The 19,090-nt window shown below is 72.1% G+C and carries 17 protein-coding genes; 12 read left to right on the plus strand and 5 right to left on the minus strand.

What is annotated here, in order from left to right:
- Nucleotides 1-111 precede the first annotated feature (111 nt).
- Nucleotides 112-1,158, minus strand: a complete 1,047-nt coding sequence (locus tag RYN42_RS03110) for a LacI family DNA-binding transcriptional regulator (protein WP_315093630.1) — start codon at nt 1,156-1,158, stop codon at nt 112-114.
- A 148-nt stretch (nt 1,159-1,306) separates the two neighbouring features.
- Here RYN42_RS03110 and RYN42_RS03115 point away from each other — a divergent pair, with 148 nt between their 5' ends.
- The 9 genes from RYN42_RS03115 to RYN42_RS03155 all read left to right on the plus strand — a co-directional run bounded on the left by RYN42_RS03115 (nt 1,307) and on the right by RYN42_RS03155 (nt 11,881).
- Entirely contained in the window at nt 1,307-2,803 is a 1,497-nt protein-coding gene (locus tag RYN42_RS03115) for a sugar ABC transporter ATP-binding protein (protein ID WP_315093631.1), read from the plus strand.
- Complete coding sequence (locus RYN42_RS03120) at nt 2,800-3,816, plus strand: ABC transporter permease (RefSeq protein WP_315093632.1); 1,017 nt, start codon at nt 2,800-2,802, stop codon at nt 3,814-3,816. The genes RYN42_RS03115 and RYN42_RS03120 overlap by 4 nt, the downstream gene beginning before the upstream one ends.
- Nucleotides 3,813-4,853 carry an ABC transporter permease gene (locus RYN42_RS03125; RefSeq protein ID WP_315093634.1) on the plus strand — a complete coding sequence of 347 codons (1,041 nt, stop codon included), beginning with the start codon at nt 3,813-3,815 and terminating at the stop codon, nt 4,851-4,853. Before RYN42_RS03120 ends, RYN42_RS03125 begins: the two co-directional genes overlap by 4 nt.
- 35 nt (nt 4,854-4,888) lie before the next feature.
- Nucleotides 4,889-5,929 carry a rhamnose ABC transporter substrate-binding protein gene (gene rhaS, locus RYN42_RS03130; protein ID WP_315093636.1) on the plus strand — a complete coding sequence of 347 codons (1,041 nt, stop codon included), beginning with the start codon at nt 4,889-4,891 and terminating at the stop codon, nt 5,927-5,929.
- Between the two features lie 108 nt (nt 5,930-6,037).
- Nucleotides 6,038-6,403 carry an L-rhamnose mutarotase gene (locus RYN42_RS03135; RefSeq protein ID WP_315093638.1) on the plus strand — a complete coding sequence of 122 codons (366 nt, stop codon included), beginning with the start codon at nt 6,038-6,040 and terminating at the stop codon, nt 6,401-6,403.
- Entirely contained in the window at nt 6,400-7,554 is a 1,155-nt protein-coding gene (rhaI, locus tag RYN42_RS03140; protein WP_315093640.1) for an L-rhamnose isomerase, read from the plus strand. The genes RYN42_RS03135 and rhaI overlap by 4 nt, the downstream gene beginning before the upstream one ends.
- Nucleotides 7,551-9,578, plus strand: coding sequence for a bifunctional aldolase/short-chain dehydrogenase (locus tag RYN42_RS03145; RefSeq protein ID WP_315093642.1), 2,028 nt, complete (start codon nt 7,551-7,553; stop codon nt 9,576-9,578). Before rhaI ends, RYN42_RS03145 begins: the two co-directional genes overlap by 4 nt.
- Nucleotides 9,579-9,672: 94 nt before the next feature.
- Entirely contained in the window at nt 9,673-11,124 is a 1,452-nt protein-coding gene (locus RYN42_RS03150) for a rhamnulokinase family protein (RefSeq protein WP_315093644.1), read from the plus strand.
- A gap of 85 nt (nt 11,125-11,209) precedes the next feature.
- Nucleotides 11,210-11,881, plus strand: a complete 672-nt coding sequence (locus tag RYN42_RS03155) for a class II aldolase/adducin family protein (protein ID WP_315093646.1) — start codon at nt 11,210-11,212, stop codon at nt 11,879-11,881.
- Nucleotides 11,882-11,888: 7 nt separating this feature from the next.
- Here the strand turns inward: RYN42_RS03155 and RYN42_RS03160 are convergent, their stop codons facing one another.
- Both RYN42_RS03160 and RYN42_RS03165 read right to left on the minus strand, forming a co-directional pair.
- On the minus strand, nt 11,889-12,803 hold the full coding sequence (locus RYN42_RS03160; RefSeq protein WP_315093647.1) for an AEC family transporter: 915 nt from the start codon (nt 12,801-12,803) through the stop codon (nt 11,889-11,891).
- Between the two features lie 32 nt (nt 12,804-12,835).
- Complete coding sequence (locus RYN42_RS03165) at nt 12,836-12,979, minus strand: hypothetical protein (protein WP_315093648.1); 144 nt, start codon at nt 12,977-12,979, stop codon at nt 12,836-12,838.
- A gap of 118 nt (nt 12,980-13,097) precedes the next feature.
- Between RYN42_RS03165 and RYN42_RS03170 the strand changes: the two genes are divergently transcribed.
- Genes RYN42_RS03170 through RYN42_RS03180 form a run of 3 tightly spaced genes read left to right on the plus strand, consistent with a single transcriptional unit; the run spans nt 13,098 to nt 16,977 of the window.
- Nucleotides 13,098-13,856 carry a 3-ketoacyl-ACP reductase gene (locus RYN42_RS03170; RefSeq protein ID WP_315093651.1) on the plus strand — a complete coding sequence of 253 codons (759 nt, stop codon included), beginning with the start codon at nt 13,098-13,100 and terminating at the stop codon, nt 13,854-13,856.
- Nucleotides 13,856-15,844, plus strand: coding sequence for an FAD-binding protein (locus RYN42_RS03175; protein ID WP_315093653.1), 1,989 nt, complete (start codon nt 13,856-13,858; stop codon nt 15,842-15,844). Before RYN42_RS03170 ends, RYN42_RS03175 begins: the two co-directional genes overlap by 1 nt.
- A complete protein-coding gene (locus RYN42_RS03180; protein ID WP_315093654.1) occupies nt 15,844-16,977 on the plus strand; it encodes an SGNH/GDSL hydrolase family protein in 1,134 nt (377 codons plus the stop codon). The genes RYN42_RS03175 and RYN42_RS03180 overlap by 1 nt, the downstream gene beginning before the upstream one ends.
- Here RYN42_RS03180 and RYN42_RS03185 read toward each other — a convergent pair.
- Both RYN42_RS03185 and RYN42_RS03190 read right to left on the minus strand, forming a co-directional pair.
- A complete protein-coding gene (locus RYN42_RS03185) occupies nt 16,968-17,840 on the minus strand; it encodes a sugar phosphate isomerase/epimerase family protein (RefSeq protein WP_315093655.1) in 873 nt (290 codons plus the stop codon). The genes RYN42_RS03180 and RYN42_RS03185 overlap by 10 nt on opposite strands.
- Nucleotides 17,837-19,000 (minus strand): Gfo/Idh/MocA family oxidoreductase, encoded by a 1,164-nt coding sequence (locus tag RYN42_RS03190; protein ID WP_315093657.1) that lies wholly within the window; start codon nt 18,998-19,000, stop codon nt 17,837-17,839. Before RYN42_RS03190 ends, RYN42_RS03185 begins: the two co-directional genes overlap by 4 nt.
- Nucleotides 19,001-19,090 lie beyond the last annotated feature (90 nt).

Genomic DNA, 19,090 nt, shown 5'->3' on the forward strand with positions numbered 1-19,090 from the left:
GCGAACTCGTCAGTTGCGGCCGAACTCGTCAGCTGGGACTGACGAGTTCGGCGGTCAGTGACGAGTTCGGCGGCGAGTGACGAGCTCATCCGCGGCACGCGACAGCCGACGTCAGGCCGACGGGTCCGACGAGCCGCGGACCACCAGCTCCGGCTGGAACTGGACGCGCTGGTGCTGGAACGACGGGCCCTCCGAGCGCTGGCGCAGGAGCAGGTCCGCCGCGGTCCAGCCCAGCTGGTGGGTGGGCTGCCGGACCGACGTCAGCGGCACGGTGAGCATCGAGGCGAAGACGACGTCGTCGTAGCCGACCACCGCCATCTCCTCGGGGATCGCGACGCCGTGCGCCCGCAGCGCGCGCAGGGCGCCCAGGGCGGTCAGGTCGTTGACGCAGAACACCGCGGTGGGCCGGGGGCCGGACCGGCCGAACAGCTGGTTGATCCCCGCCTCGCCGCCGTCCGCGTTGAGCGAGCCGATGGTGACCTCGACCAGCGCGTCGGCGGGGTCGAGCCCGGCCTCGGCCAGCGCGGCGAGCACGCCCGCGCGGCGGTCGACGCACTGCTTGATGGTCAGCGGCCCGTTGATGAACGCGATGTGGGTGTGGCCCTGGCTGACCAGGTGCTCGACGGCGAGGGCCCCGCCGCGGACGTCGTCGACCGCGACCGACGACATGTCCTCGACCGGGGAGGTCGTGTCGAGCAGGACGACGTCGATGCCCCGGTCGCGGAGGGCCAGCAGGGTGTCCAGCGACCCGGCCGACGGGGTGACCATGACGCCCTGCACGCCGTGCTCCTCGAACAGCCGCAGGTACCGGGCCTCGCGCTCGGGGTCCTCGTCGGAGGAGCTGAGCATGAGCGTGTACTCGTCGGCGGCCAGCCGGTCCTCGACGCCGCGGGCCACCTCGGTGAAGAAGGGGTTGGCGATGTCGAGCACGATGGCGCCGACCGTCTGGATGGTCCCGGCGCGCAGCTGCCGGGCCGAGGCGTTGCGGACGAACTGCAGCTCCTCGATCGCCACCAGGACGCGATCGCGCGTGGTGTCGCTGACCTGGTCCGGGCGGTTGAGCACGTTGGACACGGTGCCGACCGACACACCGGCGCGCTTGGCGACGTCCGTGATGGACGGGCGGCGGTCCGCGCGTCCCCGTGTCGTGGTCGACATCGACCGTCCTCTCGTCCGAGCCAGCGAGCGTGCGGCCCGATGCTAGTTGCCCGCCGGCGGGCGTCGGGGAGCCACCCCTTGTGGCGTTGCGGACGGGCCGGTACGGTGCAGTGTAGTGAATCGATTCATTGACCTCAAGGGAGAGGCGATGCCGGAATCGTCCACGCTCGTCGTCCGCGGACTGGTCAAGCACTTCGGTCCCGTGGTCGCCCTCGCCCGTGCCGAGCTCGAGGTCACGGCGGGCGAGATCCACGCGCTCGTCGGCGAGAACGGCGCCGGCAAGTCGACCCTGGTCAAGCTGCTCGCGGGCGTCTACCAGCCCACCGCGGGCCAGATGCTCCTGGACGGGCAGCCGTTCGAGCCGCGCACCCCGGCCGACGCCCGCGACGCCGGCATCGCGGTGATCTACCAGGAACCCACCCTCTTCCCGGACCTGTCCGTGGCGGAGAACGTGTTCATGGGCCGCCTGCTGACCGGCCGCGGCGGGCTGGTCTCGCGCCGGGCGATGCGCGACCGGACCCGGGAGCTGCTGGCCACGCTCGGCGTGCAGATCGACCCCGACCGGCCGGCGCTCGGGCTGTCCATCGCGGACCAGCAGCTGGTCGAGATCGTCAAGGCCGTCAGCCTGGACGCCCGGGTGCTGGTGATGGACGAGCCGACGGCCGCGCTCAGCGGGGTCGAGGTGGACCGGCTGTTCGCGGTGGCCCGCCAGCTGCGCGACCGCGGGGCTGCCGTGGTGTTCATCTCCCACCGGTTCGACGAGATCTTCGCGCTCTGCGACCGGATCACGGTGATGCGCGACGGTGAGCACGTCAGCACGCAGGACACCGCCGCCACCGACGTGGGGACGGTCGTGCGGCAGATGGTCGGACGCTCGGTCGACACGATGTTCCCGCACACCGACCGGACGCCCGGTGACGTGGTGCTCGAGGTCGAGGGGCTCACGCGGGCGGGCACGTTCGACGACATCGACCTGCACGTGCGCGCGGGGGAGATCCTCGGCATCGCCGGCCTGGTCGGCTCGGGCCGCAGCGAGGTCGTGCGGGCGGTGTTCGGCATCGACCCCTACGACGCCGGCACGGTCCGGGTCGACGGGCACGTGCTCGCGGCCTCCGATCCACAGGCGGCGATGCGCCGCGGCCTCGCGCTCGTGCCGGAGGACCGCCGCAAGCAGGGGCTGCACACCGACCTGTCGGTGGCCCGGAACATCGCGCTCACCCTGCGCCGCACGCTCAGCCGGCGCGGCATCCTCACCAGCTCCGCGGAGTACGGCGTCGCGCACGAGTGGGCGTCGACCCTGCAGGTCAAGGCGCGGGACCTCGACGCGGTCGCGGGGACGCTCTCCGGCGGCAACCAGCAGAAGGTCGTGCTGGCCAAGTGGCTGTCCACCCGGCCCCGCGTGCTGATCATCGACGAGCCCACGCGCGGCATCGACGTCGGCACCAAGGCGGAGGTGCACCGGCTGCTCGACCGGCTGGCCGACGAGGGCGTCGCGGTCGTGATGATCAGCTCGGAGCTGCCCGAGGTGCTCGGCATGAGCGACCGGGTGCTGGTCATGCACGAGGGCCGGGTGACCGCGGTGCTGGACCGCGCGGACGCGGACGCGGAGACCGTGATGGCCGCCGCGACGGGGTCAGCCGCATGATCGGGCGCCTGCTCCGACGCCGCGAGACGAGCATCGCGCTCGCGCTCGTGCTGGTGGTCGTCGTCGCGACCGCGAAGAACGACAGCTTCCTGCTCAGCAGCGACGGCTTCCGCGACCTGCTGCTGGCGCCGTCCCTGCTGGTGCTCCTGGCGGTCGGCCAGGCCGCGGTCATCATCACGCGCAACGTCGACCTGTCGGTGAGCAGCACGCTCGGGCTGGTGGCGTTCGCGACGGGGTCGATGTTCGTCGCCGGACTGCCCGTGCCGGTGGTCATCCTGCTCGGCATCCTGCTCGGCGCGGTGCTCGGCGCCGTCAACGGGGTGCTGGTCACCAGCGCCCGCGTGCCGTCGCTGGTCATCACGCTGGGCACCCTCTACGCCTTCCGCGGCATCACGGTGATCTGGGCGGGCAGCGACCGGGTCAACGCCGGAGACATGCCGCGCAGCTTCCTCGCGCTCGGCACGGGCAAGGTCGGGGGCATCCCGGTCCTGGCGATCGTCGCGCTGCTGGTCGTCGTCGCCGTGGGCGTCTACCTCGGCTACGCCCGGTCCGGTCGCGAGCTGTACGCCATCGGCTCCGAGCCCGACGCCGCCGTGCTGAGCGGGCTGTCCGTGGGTCGTCGCGTGTTCGTCGCGTTCGTCCTGTCCGGCACCCTGGCCGGCCTGGCGGGCGTCCTGTTCGCGGCCCGCTACGCGACGATCGCCTCCAACGCCGGCACCGGCCTCGAGCTGCAGGCCGTGGCGGCCGCGGTGATCGGCGGCGTGGCCATCTTCGGGGGCAGCGGCACGGTCGCCGGGGCGGCCCTGGGGGCCGTGCTGCTGGCCACCATCGACCGGGCGCTGCCCATCCTCGGCATCCCCGACTTCTGGCAGCAGGCCGTGGTCGGCGTGCTCATCATCGGCGCGATCGTCCTCGACCGGGTGCTCGCCCTGCGCACGGCGAGGCGGCTGCGCTCCACCGGCGTCGCGGAGATCGTCAGACCCCTGCCGCCCGAGAGGGTGACCGCGTCATGACCGTCGACCAGGTCCGCACCGTCCCCGGGGCACCGACCGCGCAGGCGCGCGCCCGGAAGCTCCTGCTGGGTCGCGACGCCGCGATCATCGGGCTCTTCCTCGTCGTCGTGCTCGTCGCGTCCCTCACCGTGGACAACTTCTCGACGTCGACCACCTGGTACTTCCTGTTCCTCGACGTCTTCCCCATCCTGCTCATCGCCCTGCCGATGACCCTCATCATCGTCGCGGCGCAGATCGACCTGTCCGTGGCCAGCATGCTGGGGCTGAGCAGCGTGCTGGTCGGGGCCCTGTACGAGCAGGGCTGGTCGCTGGGCGCGGCCGCGCTCGCGGCGCTGGCGGTCGGCGCGCTCGGCGGGGCGCTCAACGGGTTCCTGGTCACGGTGGTGGGGCTGCCCTCGCTCGCGGTGACCATCGGCACGCTCGCCCTGTTCCGCGGGCTGGCGGTCGGCATCCTGGGCACACGCGCGGTGACCGGCTTCCCGTCGGAGGCGCAGGACCTGGTCAGCGCGCGGTTCGCCGGCACCGGGATCCCGGTCGTCATGGCGGTGTTCGTCGTCGCGGCCCTGGTGTTCGGGGTCGTGCTGCACGCGACCGCGACCGGCCGGCTCGTGTACGCGGCGGGCCTGAACGCCGAGGCGGCCCGGTTCGCCGGCGGTCGGGTGAACCGGCTGACGTTCTGGCTGTTCGTCGCGAGCGGCGTGATGTCCGCGCTGGCCGGCGTGTACTGGACGCTGCGCTACGGCTCCGCACGCGGCGACAACGCGGTCGGTCTGGAGCTGTCGGTCGTCGCGGCCGTGCTGGTCGGCGGCGTCTCCATCTTCGGCGGCCGGGGCGCCCTGCCCGGCGTGATCGCCGGGGTCCTGCTCATCGGGGCGCTGCGCAGCGCGCTGCGCCTCGCGGACGTGTCGTCCGACGTGATCAACGTCGTCACCGGCGTCCTGCTCATCGCGACCGTGGTCGGTCCCGGCCTCGTCGCTCGCGCCCGGGGGGCCGTCCGCCGCCCCGGCACCCGCTCGTCGCCCGGCGTCGCCGGCTGACACCCGTGCACCACCACGAAAGAAGGAGCCCCACGATGACGTGGTTCTCGCGTCGTTCCGTCCGGGCGGCCACGGCCGCCACGGCCCTGGTCCTCGCCCTCGCGGCCTGCACGTCCGGCTCGCCCGACTCGGAAGAGACCGCGGGCGGGGCCTCCGAGGGAGGCGACCTGTCCATCACCTTCCTGCCGAAGAACCTGGGCAACCCGTACTTCGACACCTCGAGCAAGGGCGGCCAGGCGGCGGTCGAGGAGCTGGGCGGCACGTTCAAGGAGGTCGGCCCGACTGAGGCCACCGCCGACGGCCAGGTCAGCTTCATCAACACCCTCACGCAGCAGGGCGTCAGCGCGATCGTCCTGTCCGCCAACGACCCGTCGGCACTGTGCAGCTCGCTCGACTCCGCCCGCGAGGCGGACATCACGATCGTCACGTTCGACTCGGACGTGGACGCCGAGTGTCGCGACCTGTTCATCAACCAGGCCACCGCGGAGGGCATCGCGAAGGCGCAGATCGACCTCATCGCCGAGCAGATCGGCGACGCCGGGCAGATCGCCATCCTGTCCGCGACGGCCAACGCCACCAATCAGAACGCGTGGATCGAGCTGATGAAGGAGGACCTGTCGGCCAACCACCCGGACATCGAGCTGGTGGACACCGTCTACGGCGACGACGACGACCAGACCTCGTTCGACAAGACCGCCGCGCTCCTGCAGTCCTACCCGGAGCTCAAGGGGATCATCTCGCCGACCACCGTCGGCATCGCCGCCGCCGCCCGGTACCTGTCCACCTCCACGTTCAAGGGCACGGTCGCGCTCACCGGGCTGGGCACCCCGAACGACATGCGGGACTACGTCGAGGACGGCACGGTCACGGCGTTCGCGCTGTGGAACCCGGAGGACCTGGGCTACCTCGCCGCGTACGCGGCAGCCGCCATGGTCGACGGCACGATCACGGGCGCCGAGGGCGACACGTTCGAGGCCGGTGAGCTGGGCGAGTACACCGTCGGGGCGGACGCGACGGTGCTGCTGGGGGACCCGTACGTCTTCGACAAGGACAACATCGGGGACTTCGACTTCTGAGTGCCGCGGGGGCCGGGCGCGTGCTTCCGCCCGGCCCTTGACACACTGGTAAACGCTTACATAGAGTGCGTGAATCGTTTCAAAGGCGATGCGACGGAAGGCAGCCGCATGACTCGCGTGTGCTTCATCTCCCGCGTCCGACCCGACCGGTTGGACGAGTACCGGTCGCGGCACGCCGCCGTGTGGCCCGAGATGCTCGAGGCCCTGCGGGACACCGGCTGGCGCGACTACTCCCTGTTCCTCGCACCGGACGGCCTGCTCGTCGGCTACCTCCAGACCGACGACTACGTCGGCGCCCAGGAGGCCATGACCCGCACCGCGGTCAACCCGCGCTGGCAGGCCGAGATGAGCGAGTTCTTCGTCGCCGACGGCAACCCGGACGAGGGCTTCGCAGTCCTCGACGAGGTGTTCCACCTGGAGGACCAGCTGCGTGCGGCCGGCCTCGCCACCCACTCCCAGGAGCTCCCCGCATGACCATGTCGGACGTCCTCTCCAGCCAGACCATCGAGCTCCCCTCCTGGGCGTTCGGGAACTCGGGCACCCGGTTCAAGGTGTTCGCACAGCAGGGCGTCCCGCGCGACCCCTACGAGAAGATCGCCGACGCCGCGCAGGTGCACCGGTACACGGGCGTCGCGCCGCGGGTCAGCCTGCACATCCCGTGGGACCTGGTCGACGACTACGACGACCTCGCCGCGCACGCCGCCGGGCTCGGGGTGTCCATCGGGGCGATCAACTCGAACCTGTTCCAGGACGACGACTACATGCTGGGCTCGCTGACGCACCCGTCGGCGGTCGTCCGGAAGAAGGCGATCGCGCACCACGTGCAGTGCATCGACGTCATGCGCGCCACGGGCTCGACGGACCTCAAGATCTGGCTGCCGGACGGCCTGAACTACCCCGGCCAGGACTCGCTGCGCGCCCGCCAGGACCGGCTCGCCGACTCCCTGGCGGAGATCTACGCAGCGCTGGACCCGAACCACCGGTTGATCCTCGAGTACAAGTTCTTCGAGCCCGCGTTCTACGCCATGGACATCCCGGACTGGGGCACGTCGCTGCTGCACTGCCTCGCGCTGGGCGACCGGGCCTTCGTCGTGCTGGACACCGGGCACCACGCGCCCGGCACCAACATCGAGTTCATCGTCGCGCAGCTGCTGCGTGCCGGACGGCTCGGGGCGTTCGACTTCAACTCGCGGTTCTACGCCGACGACGACCTCATGGTCGGCTCCGCGGACCCGTTCCAGCTGTTCCGGATCATGCACGAGATCGTGCAGTCGGGAGCCCTGGCGCCCGACTCGGGGGTCAACTTCATGCTCGACCAGTGCCACAACATCGAGCCGAAGATCCCCGGGCAGATCCGCTCGGTCATGAACGTGCAGGAGGCCACGGCGAAGGCGCTGCTGGTCGACGCGGACGCGCTGCTCGCGGCGCAGACGGCCGGCGACGTGCTCGGCGCCAACGGTCTGGTCATGGACGCGTACAACACGGACGTGCGGCCGCTGCTCGTCGAGCTCAGGGAGTCGCAGGGGCTCGACCCCGACCCGATCGCGGCCTACAAGGCGTCCGGGTACGCGGAGAAGATCGTCGCCGAGCGGGTCGGCGGGACGCAGGCGGGGTGGGGCGCATGAGCACGGTCGCGGAGCAGCTGGTCGCACGGTCCAACCGGCTCGGGGCTGACCCGCGCACGACGAACTACGCGGGCGGCAACACGTCCGCGAAGGGCGCGGCGAAGGACCCGGTCACCGACACCGACGTGGAGCTCCTCTGGGTCAAGGGCTCCGGCGGTGACCTGGGCACGCTGACCGAGAAGAACCTGGCCGTGCTGCGCCTCGACCGGCTGCGCGCGCTGGTCGACGTCTACCCGGGGGTGGAGCGCGAGGACGAGATGGTCGCCGCGTTCGACTACTGCCTGCACGGCAAGGGCGGCGCCGCTCCGTCGATCGACACGGCGATGCACGCGCTGGTCGATGCGGCGCACGTGGACCACCTGCACCCGGACTCCGGCATCGCGTTCGCGACGGCCGCCGACGGTGAGGCCCTGACCCGGCAGGTCTTCGGCGACTCGGTGGTGTGGGTGCCGTGGCGTCGGCCCGGGTTCCAGCTGGGGCTGGACATCGCGGCGATCAAGGACGCGAACCCGCAGGCGATCGGCTGCATCCTGGGCGGGCACGGCATCACCGCGTGGGGTTCCACCTCGGACGAGGCCGAGCAGCGCTCGCTGCACATCGTGCGGACGGCCGAGGAGTTCATCGCCTCCCAGACCGGCACGCACCCGTTCGGTGAGGTGGTGAACGCCCCGCTCCCCGACGACGAGCGCCGCGCCCGCGCCGCCGCCCTGGCGCCGGTGATCCGCGGGCTGGCCTCGACGGACAAGCCGCAGGTCGGTCACTACACGGACTCGGACGTCGTCCTGGACTTCGTGTCCCGCGCCGCCCTGCCGCGCCTCGCGGAGCTGGGCACGTCCTGCCCGGACCACTTCCTGCGCACCAAGGTCAAGCCGCTCGTCGTGGACCTGCCGCCGGACGCGCCGGTCGACGAGGTCGTCGGCCGCCTCAAGGAGCTGCACGCCACGTACCGCGCCGACTACCAGGCCTACTACGACCGGCACGCCACGCCGGACAGCCCGGCGATCCGCGGCGCCGACCCGGCGATCGTGCTGGTCCCCGGCGTGGGCATGTTCTCGTTCGGCAAGGACAAGCAGACCGCCCGGGTGGCCGGCGAGTTCTACGTCAACGCGATCAACGTCATGCGCGGCGCCGAGGCGATCAGCACCTACGTGCCCATCGACGAGGCCGAGAAGTTCCGGATCGAGTACTGGGCGCTCGAGGAGGCCAAGCTCGCGCGGATGCCGAAGCCCAAGCCGCTGGCCACCCGGGTCGCCCTGGTGACCGGCGCGGGGTCGGGCATCGGCAAGGCCATCGCCGAGCGGCTCGCCGCCGAGGGGGCCTGCGTGGTCGTCGCCGACGTCAACCTCGACGGTGCTGCCGAGGTGGCCGCCTCCCTGGGTGGTCCGGACGTGGCGATCGCGGTCAAGGCCGACGTGACCTCGGAGTCCGATGTGGCCGACCTCATCGCGTCGACAGCGCTCGCGTTCGGCGGCGTCGACCTCGTGGTGAACAACGCCGGGCTGTCCATCTCCAAGCCGCTGCTGGAGACCACCACCCGCGACTGGGACCTGCAGCACGACGTCATGGCGCGCGGCTCGTTCCTGGTCGCCCGGGAGGCGGCGCGGGCGATGATCGCGCAGGACATGGGCGGCGACATCGTCTACATCGCGTCGAAGAACTCCCTGTTCGCCGGCCCGAACAACATCGCGTACTCGGCCACCAAGGCCGACCAGGCCCACCAGGTGCGGCTGCTCGCGGCCGAGCTCGGGGAGCACGGGATCCGCGTCAACGGGGTCAACCCCGACGGCGTCGTGCGCGGGTCGGGCATCTTCGCCGGCGGGTGGGGCGCCAAGCGTGCCGCCACCTACGGCGTGCCGGAGGAGGAGCTGGGCGCCTACTACGCGCAGCGGACCATCCTCAAGAAGGAGGTCCTGCCCGAGCACGTGGCCGCCGCGGTGTTCGCGCTGACCGGCCCCGACCTGGTGCAGACCACCGGCCTGCACGTCCCGGTCGACTCGGGCGTGGCGGCGGCGTTCCTCCGGTGAGCGCCCTGGAGCCCGAGATCGTGGGTTCGGCACCACATCGCGGGTTCGCACCCACGGTCTCGTGCCGAACCCTCGATCTCGGCGGGGCGCTCCGGTGAGCGCGTTCGCTGCCGTCGATCTTGGGGCCTCCAGCGGCCGGGTGATCGTCGGCACCGTCGGCGACGACCGGGTCGCGCTGCGGGAGGCCAACCGGTTCCCCAACGGGCCGGTGCGGGTGGGCGGGTCGTTGCACTGGGACGTGCTCGGCCTCTACCGCGGGGTCCTGGACGGGCTGCGTGCCGCCGGGCCGCTGGACGGCGTCGGCATCGACTCGTGGGCGGTGGACTACGGCCTGCTCGACGGCGACGGAGAGCTGCTCGGCACCCCGTTCCACTACCGCGACGCGCGCACCGACGGCGTGCCGGACAAGGTTTTCGCGACGATCCCCGCGCCGCAGCTCTACGCCCGCACGGGCCTTCAGGTGCAGCCGTTCAACACGGTGTTCCAGCTGGTGGCCGCGCAGGGCACCGCGGCGCTGGCGGCAGCCCGCGGCATGCTGCTGGTCCCGGACCTGCTCGGCTACTGGCTGACCGGCGTGCGGGTTGCCGAGGTGACCAACGCGTCGACCACCGGGCTGCTGGACGCGACCACACGGACGTGGGCGTCGGACGTGGTGTCCGCCCTCGGTCTCCCGGAGCACCTCCTCCCGCCGCTGCGCGACGCCGGGGTGCTGCTCGGGCACGTGCGGGACGACGTCGGCCTGCACGGGTCGGTCCCGGTGTGGACGGTGGGCTCGCACGACACCGCCTCGGCGGTCGTGGCCGTGCCCGCCACCGGCACCGACTTCGCGTACATCTCCTGCGGCACCTGGTCGCTCGTCGGGCTCGAGCTGGACCACCCGGTGCTCACCGAGGAGAGCCGCGCGGCGAACTTCACCAACGAGGCCGGCGTCGACGGCACGGTCCGCTACCTGCGCAACGTGATGGGTCTGTGGGTGCTGCAGGAGTCCATCCGCACCTGGAACGAGGCCGGCCTGCCCGCCGACCTGCCCGACCTGCTGGCCGCCGCCGCCCGCGTCCCCGCCCTGACCACCGTGGTCGACATCGACGGACCGGCGTTCCTGCCGCCCGGAGACATGCCCGCGCGGATCGCCGACGAGGCCGCGCGGGCGGGCCAGACGCCCCCGCAGTCGCAGGCGGAGACCGTGCGCTGCATCCTCGACTCGCTGGCGCTCGCGTACCGCAGGGCGGTCCGGCAGGCGGCACACCTTGCTGGCCGGTCCGTCAGCGTGGTGCACGTGGTCGGCGGCGGGGTGCGCAACGAGCTGCTCTGCCAGCTGACGGCGGACGCCACGGGCCTGCCGGTGGTCGCAGGGCCGGTCGAGGGCGCGGCGCTGGGCAACGTGCTGGTGCAGGCGAGGGCCGCGGGCGTGCTGTCCGGCGGCCTGGAGGACCTGCGGGCGGTGGGCGCTCGCGGGCTGGACCTGAGGCGCTACGAACCGGGTGCCACCGGTGGTCCGAGCGACCGCCAGTGGGCCGCCGCGGAGCGCCGGGTCGAGCGCACGTAGCCGCTGAGGACCAAGGTCCCTCGCTGCGGGCGGCCGGTCGCGGAATCCTGATGAAAGGATTCAATCGATCGACCGAGAGGGTGCCATGAGCATCGACACGTCCATCCGATCCCTCGCGAGCGTGCAGCTGCGGGAGGAGATCCTCTACTACTGCCGCGAGTCGGTCCGCTGCGGCCTGAACTTCAACACGCAGGGCAACATCAGCGTGCGGCTCACCGCCGACGACGGCACCGAGGCCATCGTCATCACGCCGTCCGACGTGCGCTACGACGCGATGTCCCCGCAGGACATGGTGGTCGTCGCCATGGACGGCACCGTGCTCGAGGGCGACCTGCTCCCGTCGACCGAGCTGCCCGTCCACCTGGCCCACTACCGCCGCCGCCCCGACGCCCGCGCGATCGTGCACACCGAGTCGACGTTCGTGAACGTGCTCGGCGTCCTCGGCCGGCAGATCGACCCGGTGCTGCTGAACATGGTCCTGTACGCCAAGGGCACCATCCCGGTCATGCCGTTCGAGTTCTCCACCAACGCCGACTTCGGCCGGCGCAGCGCCGAGCTGATGGGCGACGACGTCAACGCGGTGGTGTGGGCCAACCACGGGCTGCTCGCCGTGGGCGTCTCGCTCAAGCTCGCGTTCAAGGTGGCCGTCGCGGTCGAGGAGAACGCCGAGGTGCTCCACCTCGCCGGCCTCGCGGGCGTGCCGAACGTGCTGGCGTACGACCAGATCGAGATCCCCGAGGGCGCGCGCCTGCCCTGACCCGGCCTCACCCGAGCGTCGCGGCCACCACCAGCAGCACGGGCACGCACAGGATCGTGGTGACCAGCCCGGCGTCGCGCGCGAGCGCCTCGCCGTGCCGGTACTGCATCGCGTACACCAGCACGTTCTGGGCCGTCGGCAGCGCCGCCATCGCCACGACCGCGAGGAGCGCGTGCGCGGGCAGTCCGAGGGCGGTGCCCAGACCCCAGGCCAGCAGGGGGTGGACCAGGGTCCGCAGCCCGACGGCGAGCGCGAGGTCCCGCCGCGGTGCCGTCGTGTCCACCGTCCGCGGGACGGCGAGCGACATGCCGAACGTGAGCAGGGCCAGCGGCGCGGCGGCGGCGCCGACCAGCCGGAACGGCTCGTAGACCACCTCGGGCAGGTCCCACGGCAGCGCCGCCAGGAGCAGCCCGACGAGCGTGCCGACGATGATCGGGTTGCTCAGCGTCCGTCGCAGCACGGCCCGCGCCTGCAGGGGACCCGCTCGCGCGTCGAGCACCGCGAACGCGACCGGCGCGAGGACCAGCAGCTGGAACAGGAGGGTGGGCACCACCGCGACGGCGTCGTCCAGCAGGTAGACCGCCAGCGGCAGCCCGAGGTTGCCGGCGTTGACGTAGGACGAGGCGAGCGTGCCGACCGTGACGTCCGCCGCGGACCGGTGCCACGCCGCGCGCAGCACCACGACCGCCACCAGGGCGACCGCTGCGGTCGAGGCCCAGGTGACCACCGCGGTGCGGGACAGGAGCAGGTGCAGGTCCGCGTGCGCGACCGTGGTGAGCAGCAGCGCCGGCGTCGCGACCGCGAACACCACGCGGGCGAGCACCGGGGCGGCGCGGTCGCCGACCACCCGGCGGCGCGCGAGGAACCAGCCGAGGGCGACGACGAGCCCCATCGTGCCGAGCGCGGTCAGCACCGCGGTCATCGGGGGATCACGCCCCCGATCCTCGCAGCCTGCTAGACCCGGGGCGGCGAGCCCGTACGTGCGTGCGCGTCGACCATCCCGTCCCGGACCGCCAGCCGCACGGTCCAGTACAGGACGACCAGCACGACGACCGGGACGACGATGTAGAGCAGGAGCACGAGCAGGCTTCCCATCATGGGCCGCACGGTAGCGGCAGGTGCGCCTCCGCCTTCGACCCTTCGGCTGGAAAGCGCTTGCCCTCATCCTCGTCGCCGTGGCACGATCGGGGCACGCACTCACGATGGGAAGGCAACGATGCCGGCAGTCGCACTGGTCACCGGGGGCAATCGCGGGATCGGGCTCGGGATCACGCAGCGGCTGCTCGCCGACGGGTTCGCGGTCTCGATCCTGGCGACGCGCGAGGAGCCGACCGAGCTGCTGGAGTCGCTCGACGCCCCCGGCCGGGTCCGCTACGTGCAGGGCTCGGTGGCGGACCTGCACGACCATGCGCGGTTCGTCGACGACGCCGTGGACGCGTGGGGCCGGCTCGACCTGCTGGTGAACAACGCCGGCGTCGCGCCGACCGTGCGGGCGGACCTGCTCGAGGCGGGCGCGGAGAGCTTCGACCGGGTGCTCGGCATCAACCTGCGCGGGCCGTACTTCCTCACGCAGACGTTCGCCAACCGGGTCATCGCGCTGGGCAGCGACTCCCTCCCGCGCGCCACGGTGATCAACGTCTCGAGCATCTCCGCGACCGCCGTCTCCACCAACCGCGGTGACTACTGCATCTCGAAGGCCGGCGTCGCCATGGCCACCCAGCTGTTCGCGGTCCGCCTGGCCCCCGAGGGGATCGTCGTCTACGAGGTGCGCCCGGGCGTCATCGCGACCGACATGACCGCCGGCGTGACCGAGAAGTACGACGCCCTCATCGCCGAGGGGCTGGCGCCCATCAACCGCTGGGGCCGCCCGTCCGACGTCGCCGGCGCGGTGGCGATCCTGGCCTCCGGGCAGACCCCGTACTCGACCGGCGAGGTGTTCCACGTCGACGGCGGCCTGCACATCCCGGTGCTCTGATGGAGACCCTGCACGGCGTCCCCGTCGTCACCGTCAACACTGTGGTCGTCGGCACCGGCTCGGCGGGGTTCTGCGCAGCCGACCGGCTCTGGGAGCTGGGGCAGACGGACCTCGTCATGGTCGCCGACAAGGTCAACGCGGGCTCGTCGCGCAACGCCGGCTCCGACAAGCAGACCTACTACAAGCTCACCCTCTCCGGCGGCGACGGGGACTCCGTGCGGGAGATGGCCGAGACGCTCTACTCCGGCGGCGCCATGGATGGTGACAACGCCCTGGCCGAGGCCGCCCTGAGCGCCCGTGGGTTCCTGCGCCTGTGCGACCTGGGCGTGCCGTTCCCGCAGAACCGGTACGGGGAGTTCATCGGCTACAAGACCGACCACGACCCGCGTCGTCGCGCCACGTCCGTCGGGCCGTACACCAGCCGGTCGATGGTCGAGCAGCTGGAGAAGAAGGTCCACCGCAACGGCACCCGCATCTACGACGAGTGCCGGGTGGTGGACGTCATCGTCCACGACGGCGCGGTCGCGGGGCTGCTGGTCCTGCGCACCGACGTGCCGCACGACGGAGCGGAGTCCCCGTTCCTGCTGTTCCGCTGCACCAACCTCGTCTACGCGACCGGCGGGCCGGCCGGGATGTACGCGACGCGCGTGTTCCCGCATGGCCAGTGGGGTGCGTCCGGGGCGGCGTACCGCGCGGGTGTGCACGGCAAGAACCTCACCGAGTGGCAGTTCGGCCTGGCCTCCACGCACCCGCGCTGGAACGTGTCGGGCACCTACATGCAGGTCATCCCGACGTTCGTCTCGACGGATCCCGACGGTGGCGACGAGCGGGAGTTCCTGACCGAGGCCATCCCCGACTACGGCCAGCTGATGTCGCTGGTGTTCCTCAAGGGCTACCAGTGGCCGTTCGACATCCGGAAGGCGCTCGACGGCTCGTCGCTGATCGACCTGCTGGTCTACCGCGAGACCGTGCTGCGGGGGCGCCGGGTGTTCCTCGACTTCCGTCGGAACCCTGTCTCCGAGGTGTTCGACCCGACCGCCCTGAGCCCCGAGGCCCACGAGTACCTCGACCGTGCGGGTGTCCTGTTCGGCACGCCCATCGAGCGGCTGCGGCGCATGAACGAGCCCGCGTACCAGTTCTACCTGGGCAAGAACCCGTACGTGGACCTCGAGACCACCATGCTCGAGGTCGACGTCTGCGCCCAGCACAACAACGGCGGGCTCGTGGTCGACGCCTGGTGGCAGTCGAACATCGCGGGCTTCTTCCCGGTCGGGGAGGCCGGCGGCGCGCACGGGGTCTACCGGCCCGGTGGCGCGGCGCTGAACAGCGGGCAGGTCGGCGCGACGCGGGCGGCGCAGTTCATCGCGGCGCGACGTTCCGACCACCCGGCCCCGTTCGACGACGCCGCGGCGCCCGTGGTGGACGCCGCCCTCGCGCTCGTCGAGGCGGCCTCCGCACGCGCCGCCTCCGGCACCCCCGACAACACCGGCGACCTGCTGGACGAGGTCCAGGTGCTGATGAGCGCCAAGGCCGGGCCGGTCCGCTCGGCCGAGTCGATCCAGGAGGCCCTCGTGCAGGTGCACGAGTGGCTCGCCCAGTACGAGTCGACGGTCTCCGCCGACGCCTCCTCTCGCCGCTCGATCAACCGCACGTTCCTGGTCCGCGACATCCTCACGAGCGCGTACGTGTACCTGTCCGCCATGGCCGACTACGTCGCGCACGGGGGCCGGTCCCGCGGCTCGGTCCTCTACACCGACCCGTCGGGCACCATCCCGCATGGCCTGACCGATCTGCCCGAGGTGTTCCGGTTCACGCTCGACGGCGGGGCGCTCGACGACGAGGTGCAGGAGACCTCCTGGGAGCCGTCCGCCGACGACCCCGCCGGTCGGACGAGCTTCCGCTGGCGGCCGCGTCGGCCGATCCCCGAGGACGACGACTTCTTCGAAAACGTCTGGCGCGAGTTCCGCGAGCACGGGAACATCCCCTGATGCGACTGGACCCCGAGGTGGAGATCCGGGGGGCCAGCTGGTGCGAACAGACTCCCGACGGTCTGCTCCCGCACCGGCTCCCCGCGTGGGCGCGGCACCAGTTCCCCGACGACTTCATGGCGATGGTCGAGTCGCAGCCCTCCGGCGTACGCCTGCGGTTCCGCACCGCGGCGCGATCCGTACGCCTCGACGTGAACGTGCTGCGCGTCGCGGTGGACCCGCAGCCGCCCGGTGACCCCCAGCCGTACGACGTGCTCGTCGACGGTCGCACAGTGCCGCCGGGATGTGCCTCCCAGGCCGGGGTGATCGCGCTGGAGCCGAACGCCGGCACCACCGTGCAGCGCCCCGGTCCGCCGGGCGTCGTGCACCTCGGGCTCGGCGGCGACGGGTCGGTCGAGCGCGATGTCGAGATCTGGCTGCCGCCCCGGGAGACCACCCGCCTCGTCGCGGTGACCGCCGACGCACCCCTGTCCGCCCCGCACCCGGTCACCGCGCCGCGCTGGGTGCACCACGGCTCCTCGATCAGCCACGGCGCCGGCGCCGCGAGCGCGCTCGGCGCGTGGCCGATGGTCGCCGCGCGCGCCGCCGGGCTCGACCTGGTCAACCTCGGGTTCTCCGGCAACGCGGTGCTCGACCCGTTCGTCGCCCGCGCTCTGAGGGACCAGCCCGCCGACGTCATCACCCTCAAGCTCGGCATCAACGTGGTCAACCACGACGCGATCCACCTGCGCGCCTTCGCGCCCGCGGTGCACGGCTTCCTCGACACGATCCGCGAGGGGCACCCGACCACTCCTCTGGTGGTCGTGTCGCCGCTCCTGTGCCCGCTGGTCGAGACCACCCCGGGGCCGACGTCCCTCGACCCCGCGGACCCTTCGGTCTTCCGCACCACGGGCCACGCGTCCGAGGTCGCCGACGGGAAGCTGACCCTGACGGTCATCCGGTCCGTGCTCAGCGCGGTGGTCGACGCCCGTGCGGACAGCGCGCTGACCTACGTCGACGGCACGTCCCTCTACGGCTGGCCCGACTGGGACGACCTGCCGATGCGCGACCTCATCCATCCGGACGCCGAGGCCCACCGCCTGATCGGCCGGCGGTTCGCGGCGGTGCTGCGGGAGCTGCCGGTCTACAGGTAGGGCTCGACCAGCTGCGTGTAGCGCTCGGCCAGCGTCGCGACCGTCTCGTCGCCCGGGGTGTCCCAGATCGCCTGGTTGAAGATCTCCACCTCGACGTCGCCGGTGTACCCGGCCTCGGCCACCCACCGGGTGATCGTCGCGAAGTCGATGTACCCGTCGCCGACGTGCCCGCGGGACAGCAGCGGGTCGGCGGCCAGCGGCAGGACCCAGTCGCACACCTGGAAGCTCGCGATCCGTCCGGCCGCGCCTGCACGCGCGATCTGCCGCTGCAGGTCCGGGTCCCACCACACGTGGTAGGTGTCGACGACGACTCCGACCACGTCCGCGGGGAACGGCTCCGCGAGGTCGAGCGCCTGCCCGAGCGTCGAGATCACGGCTCGGTCGGCCGCGAAGATCGGGTGCAGCGGCTCCAGGACGAGTCGGACGCCGTGCCCGGCCGCGAACGGGGCGAGCTCACCGATCCGGTCCGCGACCCGCTGCCGCGCGCCGACGAGGTCGCGTCCGGCCGTCCCCGGACGTGCGGGTCCGCCCGGTGCGGTCGCGGCAGGCAGGCCGCCGACGACCATGATCAGCTCGCGCGTGCCGAGCGTCGCGGCCTCGACGATCGCACGGCGGTTGTCGTCGAGCGCGGCCTTCGCGTCGCCGTCGTCCTCCGCCGTGAGGAACCCGCCGCGGCACAGGGACGAGACGCGCAGCCCGGCGTCGGCGATGATCTTCGCGGCCTCGGTGACCCCGGCCTCCTGGACGCGGTCGCGCCAGACGCCGATCGCGGGCAACCCGGCGCGGACGGCCCCGTCGACCGCCTCCTGCAGGGTCCAGCGCTTGGTCGTCGCGGTGTTCAGCGACAGCCGGTCGAGGCTCACAGCGCGATGGTCGGGACGTCGAGGCGACGACCTTCTGCCGACGACTGCAGCCCCAGCTCGGCCAGCTGCACGCCCCGGGCGGCCGAGAGCAGGTCGAACCGGTGGGTGCGCCCGGCGACGACGTCGCGCAGGAACTCCTCCCACTGCAGCTTGAACCCGTTGTCGAGGTCGCCGTTGGCGGGGACCTCGAGCCACTGGTCGCGGAACGACTCGGTGACCGGCAGGTCCGGGTTCCACACCGGCTTCGGAGTGTGCGCGCGCTGCTGGGCCACGCACTTGTTCAGTCCCGCGACCGCCGAGCCGTGCGTGCCGTCGATCTGGAACTCCACCAGCTCGTCGCGGTACACGCGCACCGTCCAGGACGAGTTGATCTGCGCGATCACCGGGTCGCCGCCCGGCGTCTCGATCTCGAAGATGCCGTAGGCGGCGTCGTCGGCGGTGGCGTCGTACGGCGTGCCCTGCTCGTCCCAGCGCGTCGGGATGTGCGTCGCGGTCTGCGCGTTCACCGTCCGGACCGTGCCGAGGATGCCCTCCAGCACGTAGTTCCAGTGGCAGAACATGTCGACGACGATGCCGCCGCCGTCCTCCTTGCGGTAGTTCCAGCTGGGGCGCTGCGCCTCCTGGCCGTCGCCCTCGAACACCCAGTAGCCGAACTCGCCGCGCAGCGACAGGATCCGGCCGAAGAAGCCTTCGTCCACGAGCCGGCGCAGCTTGACCAGGCCGGGCAGGTAGAGCTTGTCGTGCACGACGCCGGCGGTGACTCCCGTGCTCTCGCGCAGCCGGGCCAGGTCGATCGCCTCGGCCAGCGTCTCGGCCGTCGGCTTCTCGGTGAAGATGTGCTTGCCGGCCTTCATCGCCGCCGTGAGCGCGCTGTAGCGGCGGCTGGTCACCTGGGCGTCGAAGTAGATGTCGACCGTGGGGTCGTTGATCACCGAGTCGGCGTCCGTGGTCCAGTGCTCGACCCCGTGCAGCTCTGCGAGCTCGCGCACCTTCTCGGCGTTGCGGCCGACGAGGATCGGCTCGACCTGCACGCGCGTGCCGTCCTCGAGCGTGACGCCGCCCTGGTCGCGGATGGACAGGATGGAGCGGACCAGGTGCTGGCGGTAGCCCATCCGGCCGGTGATGCCGTTCATCCCGATGCGCAGGGTGCGAGTGGTCATGGGTGCTCCGAGTGTTCTGGACCGCGGTGTCGGTCGGAGGAGGGAATGCGCTTTCCACGATAGCGCACCGCGGCGCTTGCCCGTCAAGAC

The organism is uncultured Cellulomonas sp. (genome assembly GCF_963527515.1).
In the GTDB taxonomy this organism is placed as follows: Bacteria; Actinomycetota; Actinomycetes; order Actinomycetales; family Cellulomonadaceae; genus Cellulomonas.

Excerpts from the sequence above, each read along its gene's own strand:
- RYN42_RS03120 (WP_315093632.1), top strand. The coding sequence starts at position 2,800 with ATGATCGGGCGCCTGCTCCGACGCCGCGAGACGAGCATCGCGCTCGCG.
- RYN42_RS03175 (WP_315093653.1), top strand. The coding sequence starts at position 13,856 with ATGGAGACCCTGCACGGCGTCCCCGTCGTCACCGTCAACACTGTGGTC.
- rhaS (WP_315093636.1), top strand. The coding sequence starts at position 4,889 with ATGACGTGGTTCTCGCGTCGTTCCGTCCGGGCGGCCACGGCCGCCACG.
- RYN42_RS03115 (WP_315093631.1), top strand. The coding sequence starts at position 1,307 with ATGCCGGAATCGTCCACGCTCGTCGTCCGCGGACTGGTCAAGCACTTC.
- RYN42_RS03190 (WP_315093657.1), bottom strand. The coding sequence starts at position 19,000 with ATGACCACTCGCACCCTGCGCATCGGGATGAACGGCATCACCGGCCGG.
- rhaI (WP_315093640.1), top strand. The coding sequence starts at position 6,400 with ATGACCATGTCGGACGTCCTCTCCAGCCAGACCATCGAGCTCCCCTCC.
- RYN42_RS03110 (WP_315093630.1), bottom strand. The coding sequence starts at position 1,158 with ATGTCGACCACGACACGGGGACGCGCGGACCGCCGCCCGTCCATCACG.
- RYN42_RS03135 (WP_315093638.1), top strand. The coding sequence starts at position 6,038 with ATGACTCGCGTGTGCTTCATCTCCCGCGTCCGACCCGACCGGTTGGAC.
- RYN42_RS03180 (WP_315093654.1), top strand. The coding sequence starts at position 15,844 with ATGCGACTGGACCCCGAGGTGGAGATCCGGGGGGCCAGCTGGTGCGAA.
- RYN42_RS03155 (WP_315093646.1), top strand. The coding sequence starts at position 11,210 with ATGAGCATCGACACGTCCATCCGATCCCTCGCGAGCGTGCAGCTGCGG.
- RYN42_RS03165 (WP_315093648.1), bottom strand. The coding sequence starts at position 12,979 with ATGATGGGAAGCCTGCTCGTGCTCCTGCTCTACATCGTCGTCCCGGTC.
- RYN42_RS03170 (WP_315093651.1), top strand. The coding sequence starts at position 13,098 with ATGCCGGCAGTCGCACTGGTCACCGGGGGCAATCGCGGGATCGGGCTC.
- RYN42_RS03145 (WP_315093642.1), top strand. The coding sequence starts at position 7,551 with ATGAGCACGGTCGCGGAGCAGCTGGTCGCACGGTCCAACCGGCTCGGG.
- RYN42_RS03160 (WP_315093647.1), bottom strand. The coding sequence starts at position 12,803 with ATGACCGCGGTGCTGACCGCGCTCGGCACGATGGGGCTCGTCGTCGCC.
- RYN42_RS03125 (WP_315093634.1), top strand. The coding sequence starts at position 3,813 with ATGACCGTCGACCAGGTCCGCACCGTCCCCGGGGCACCGACCGCGCAG.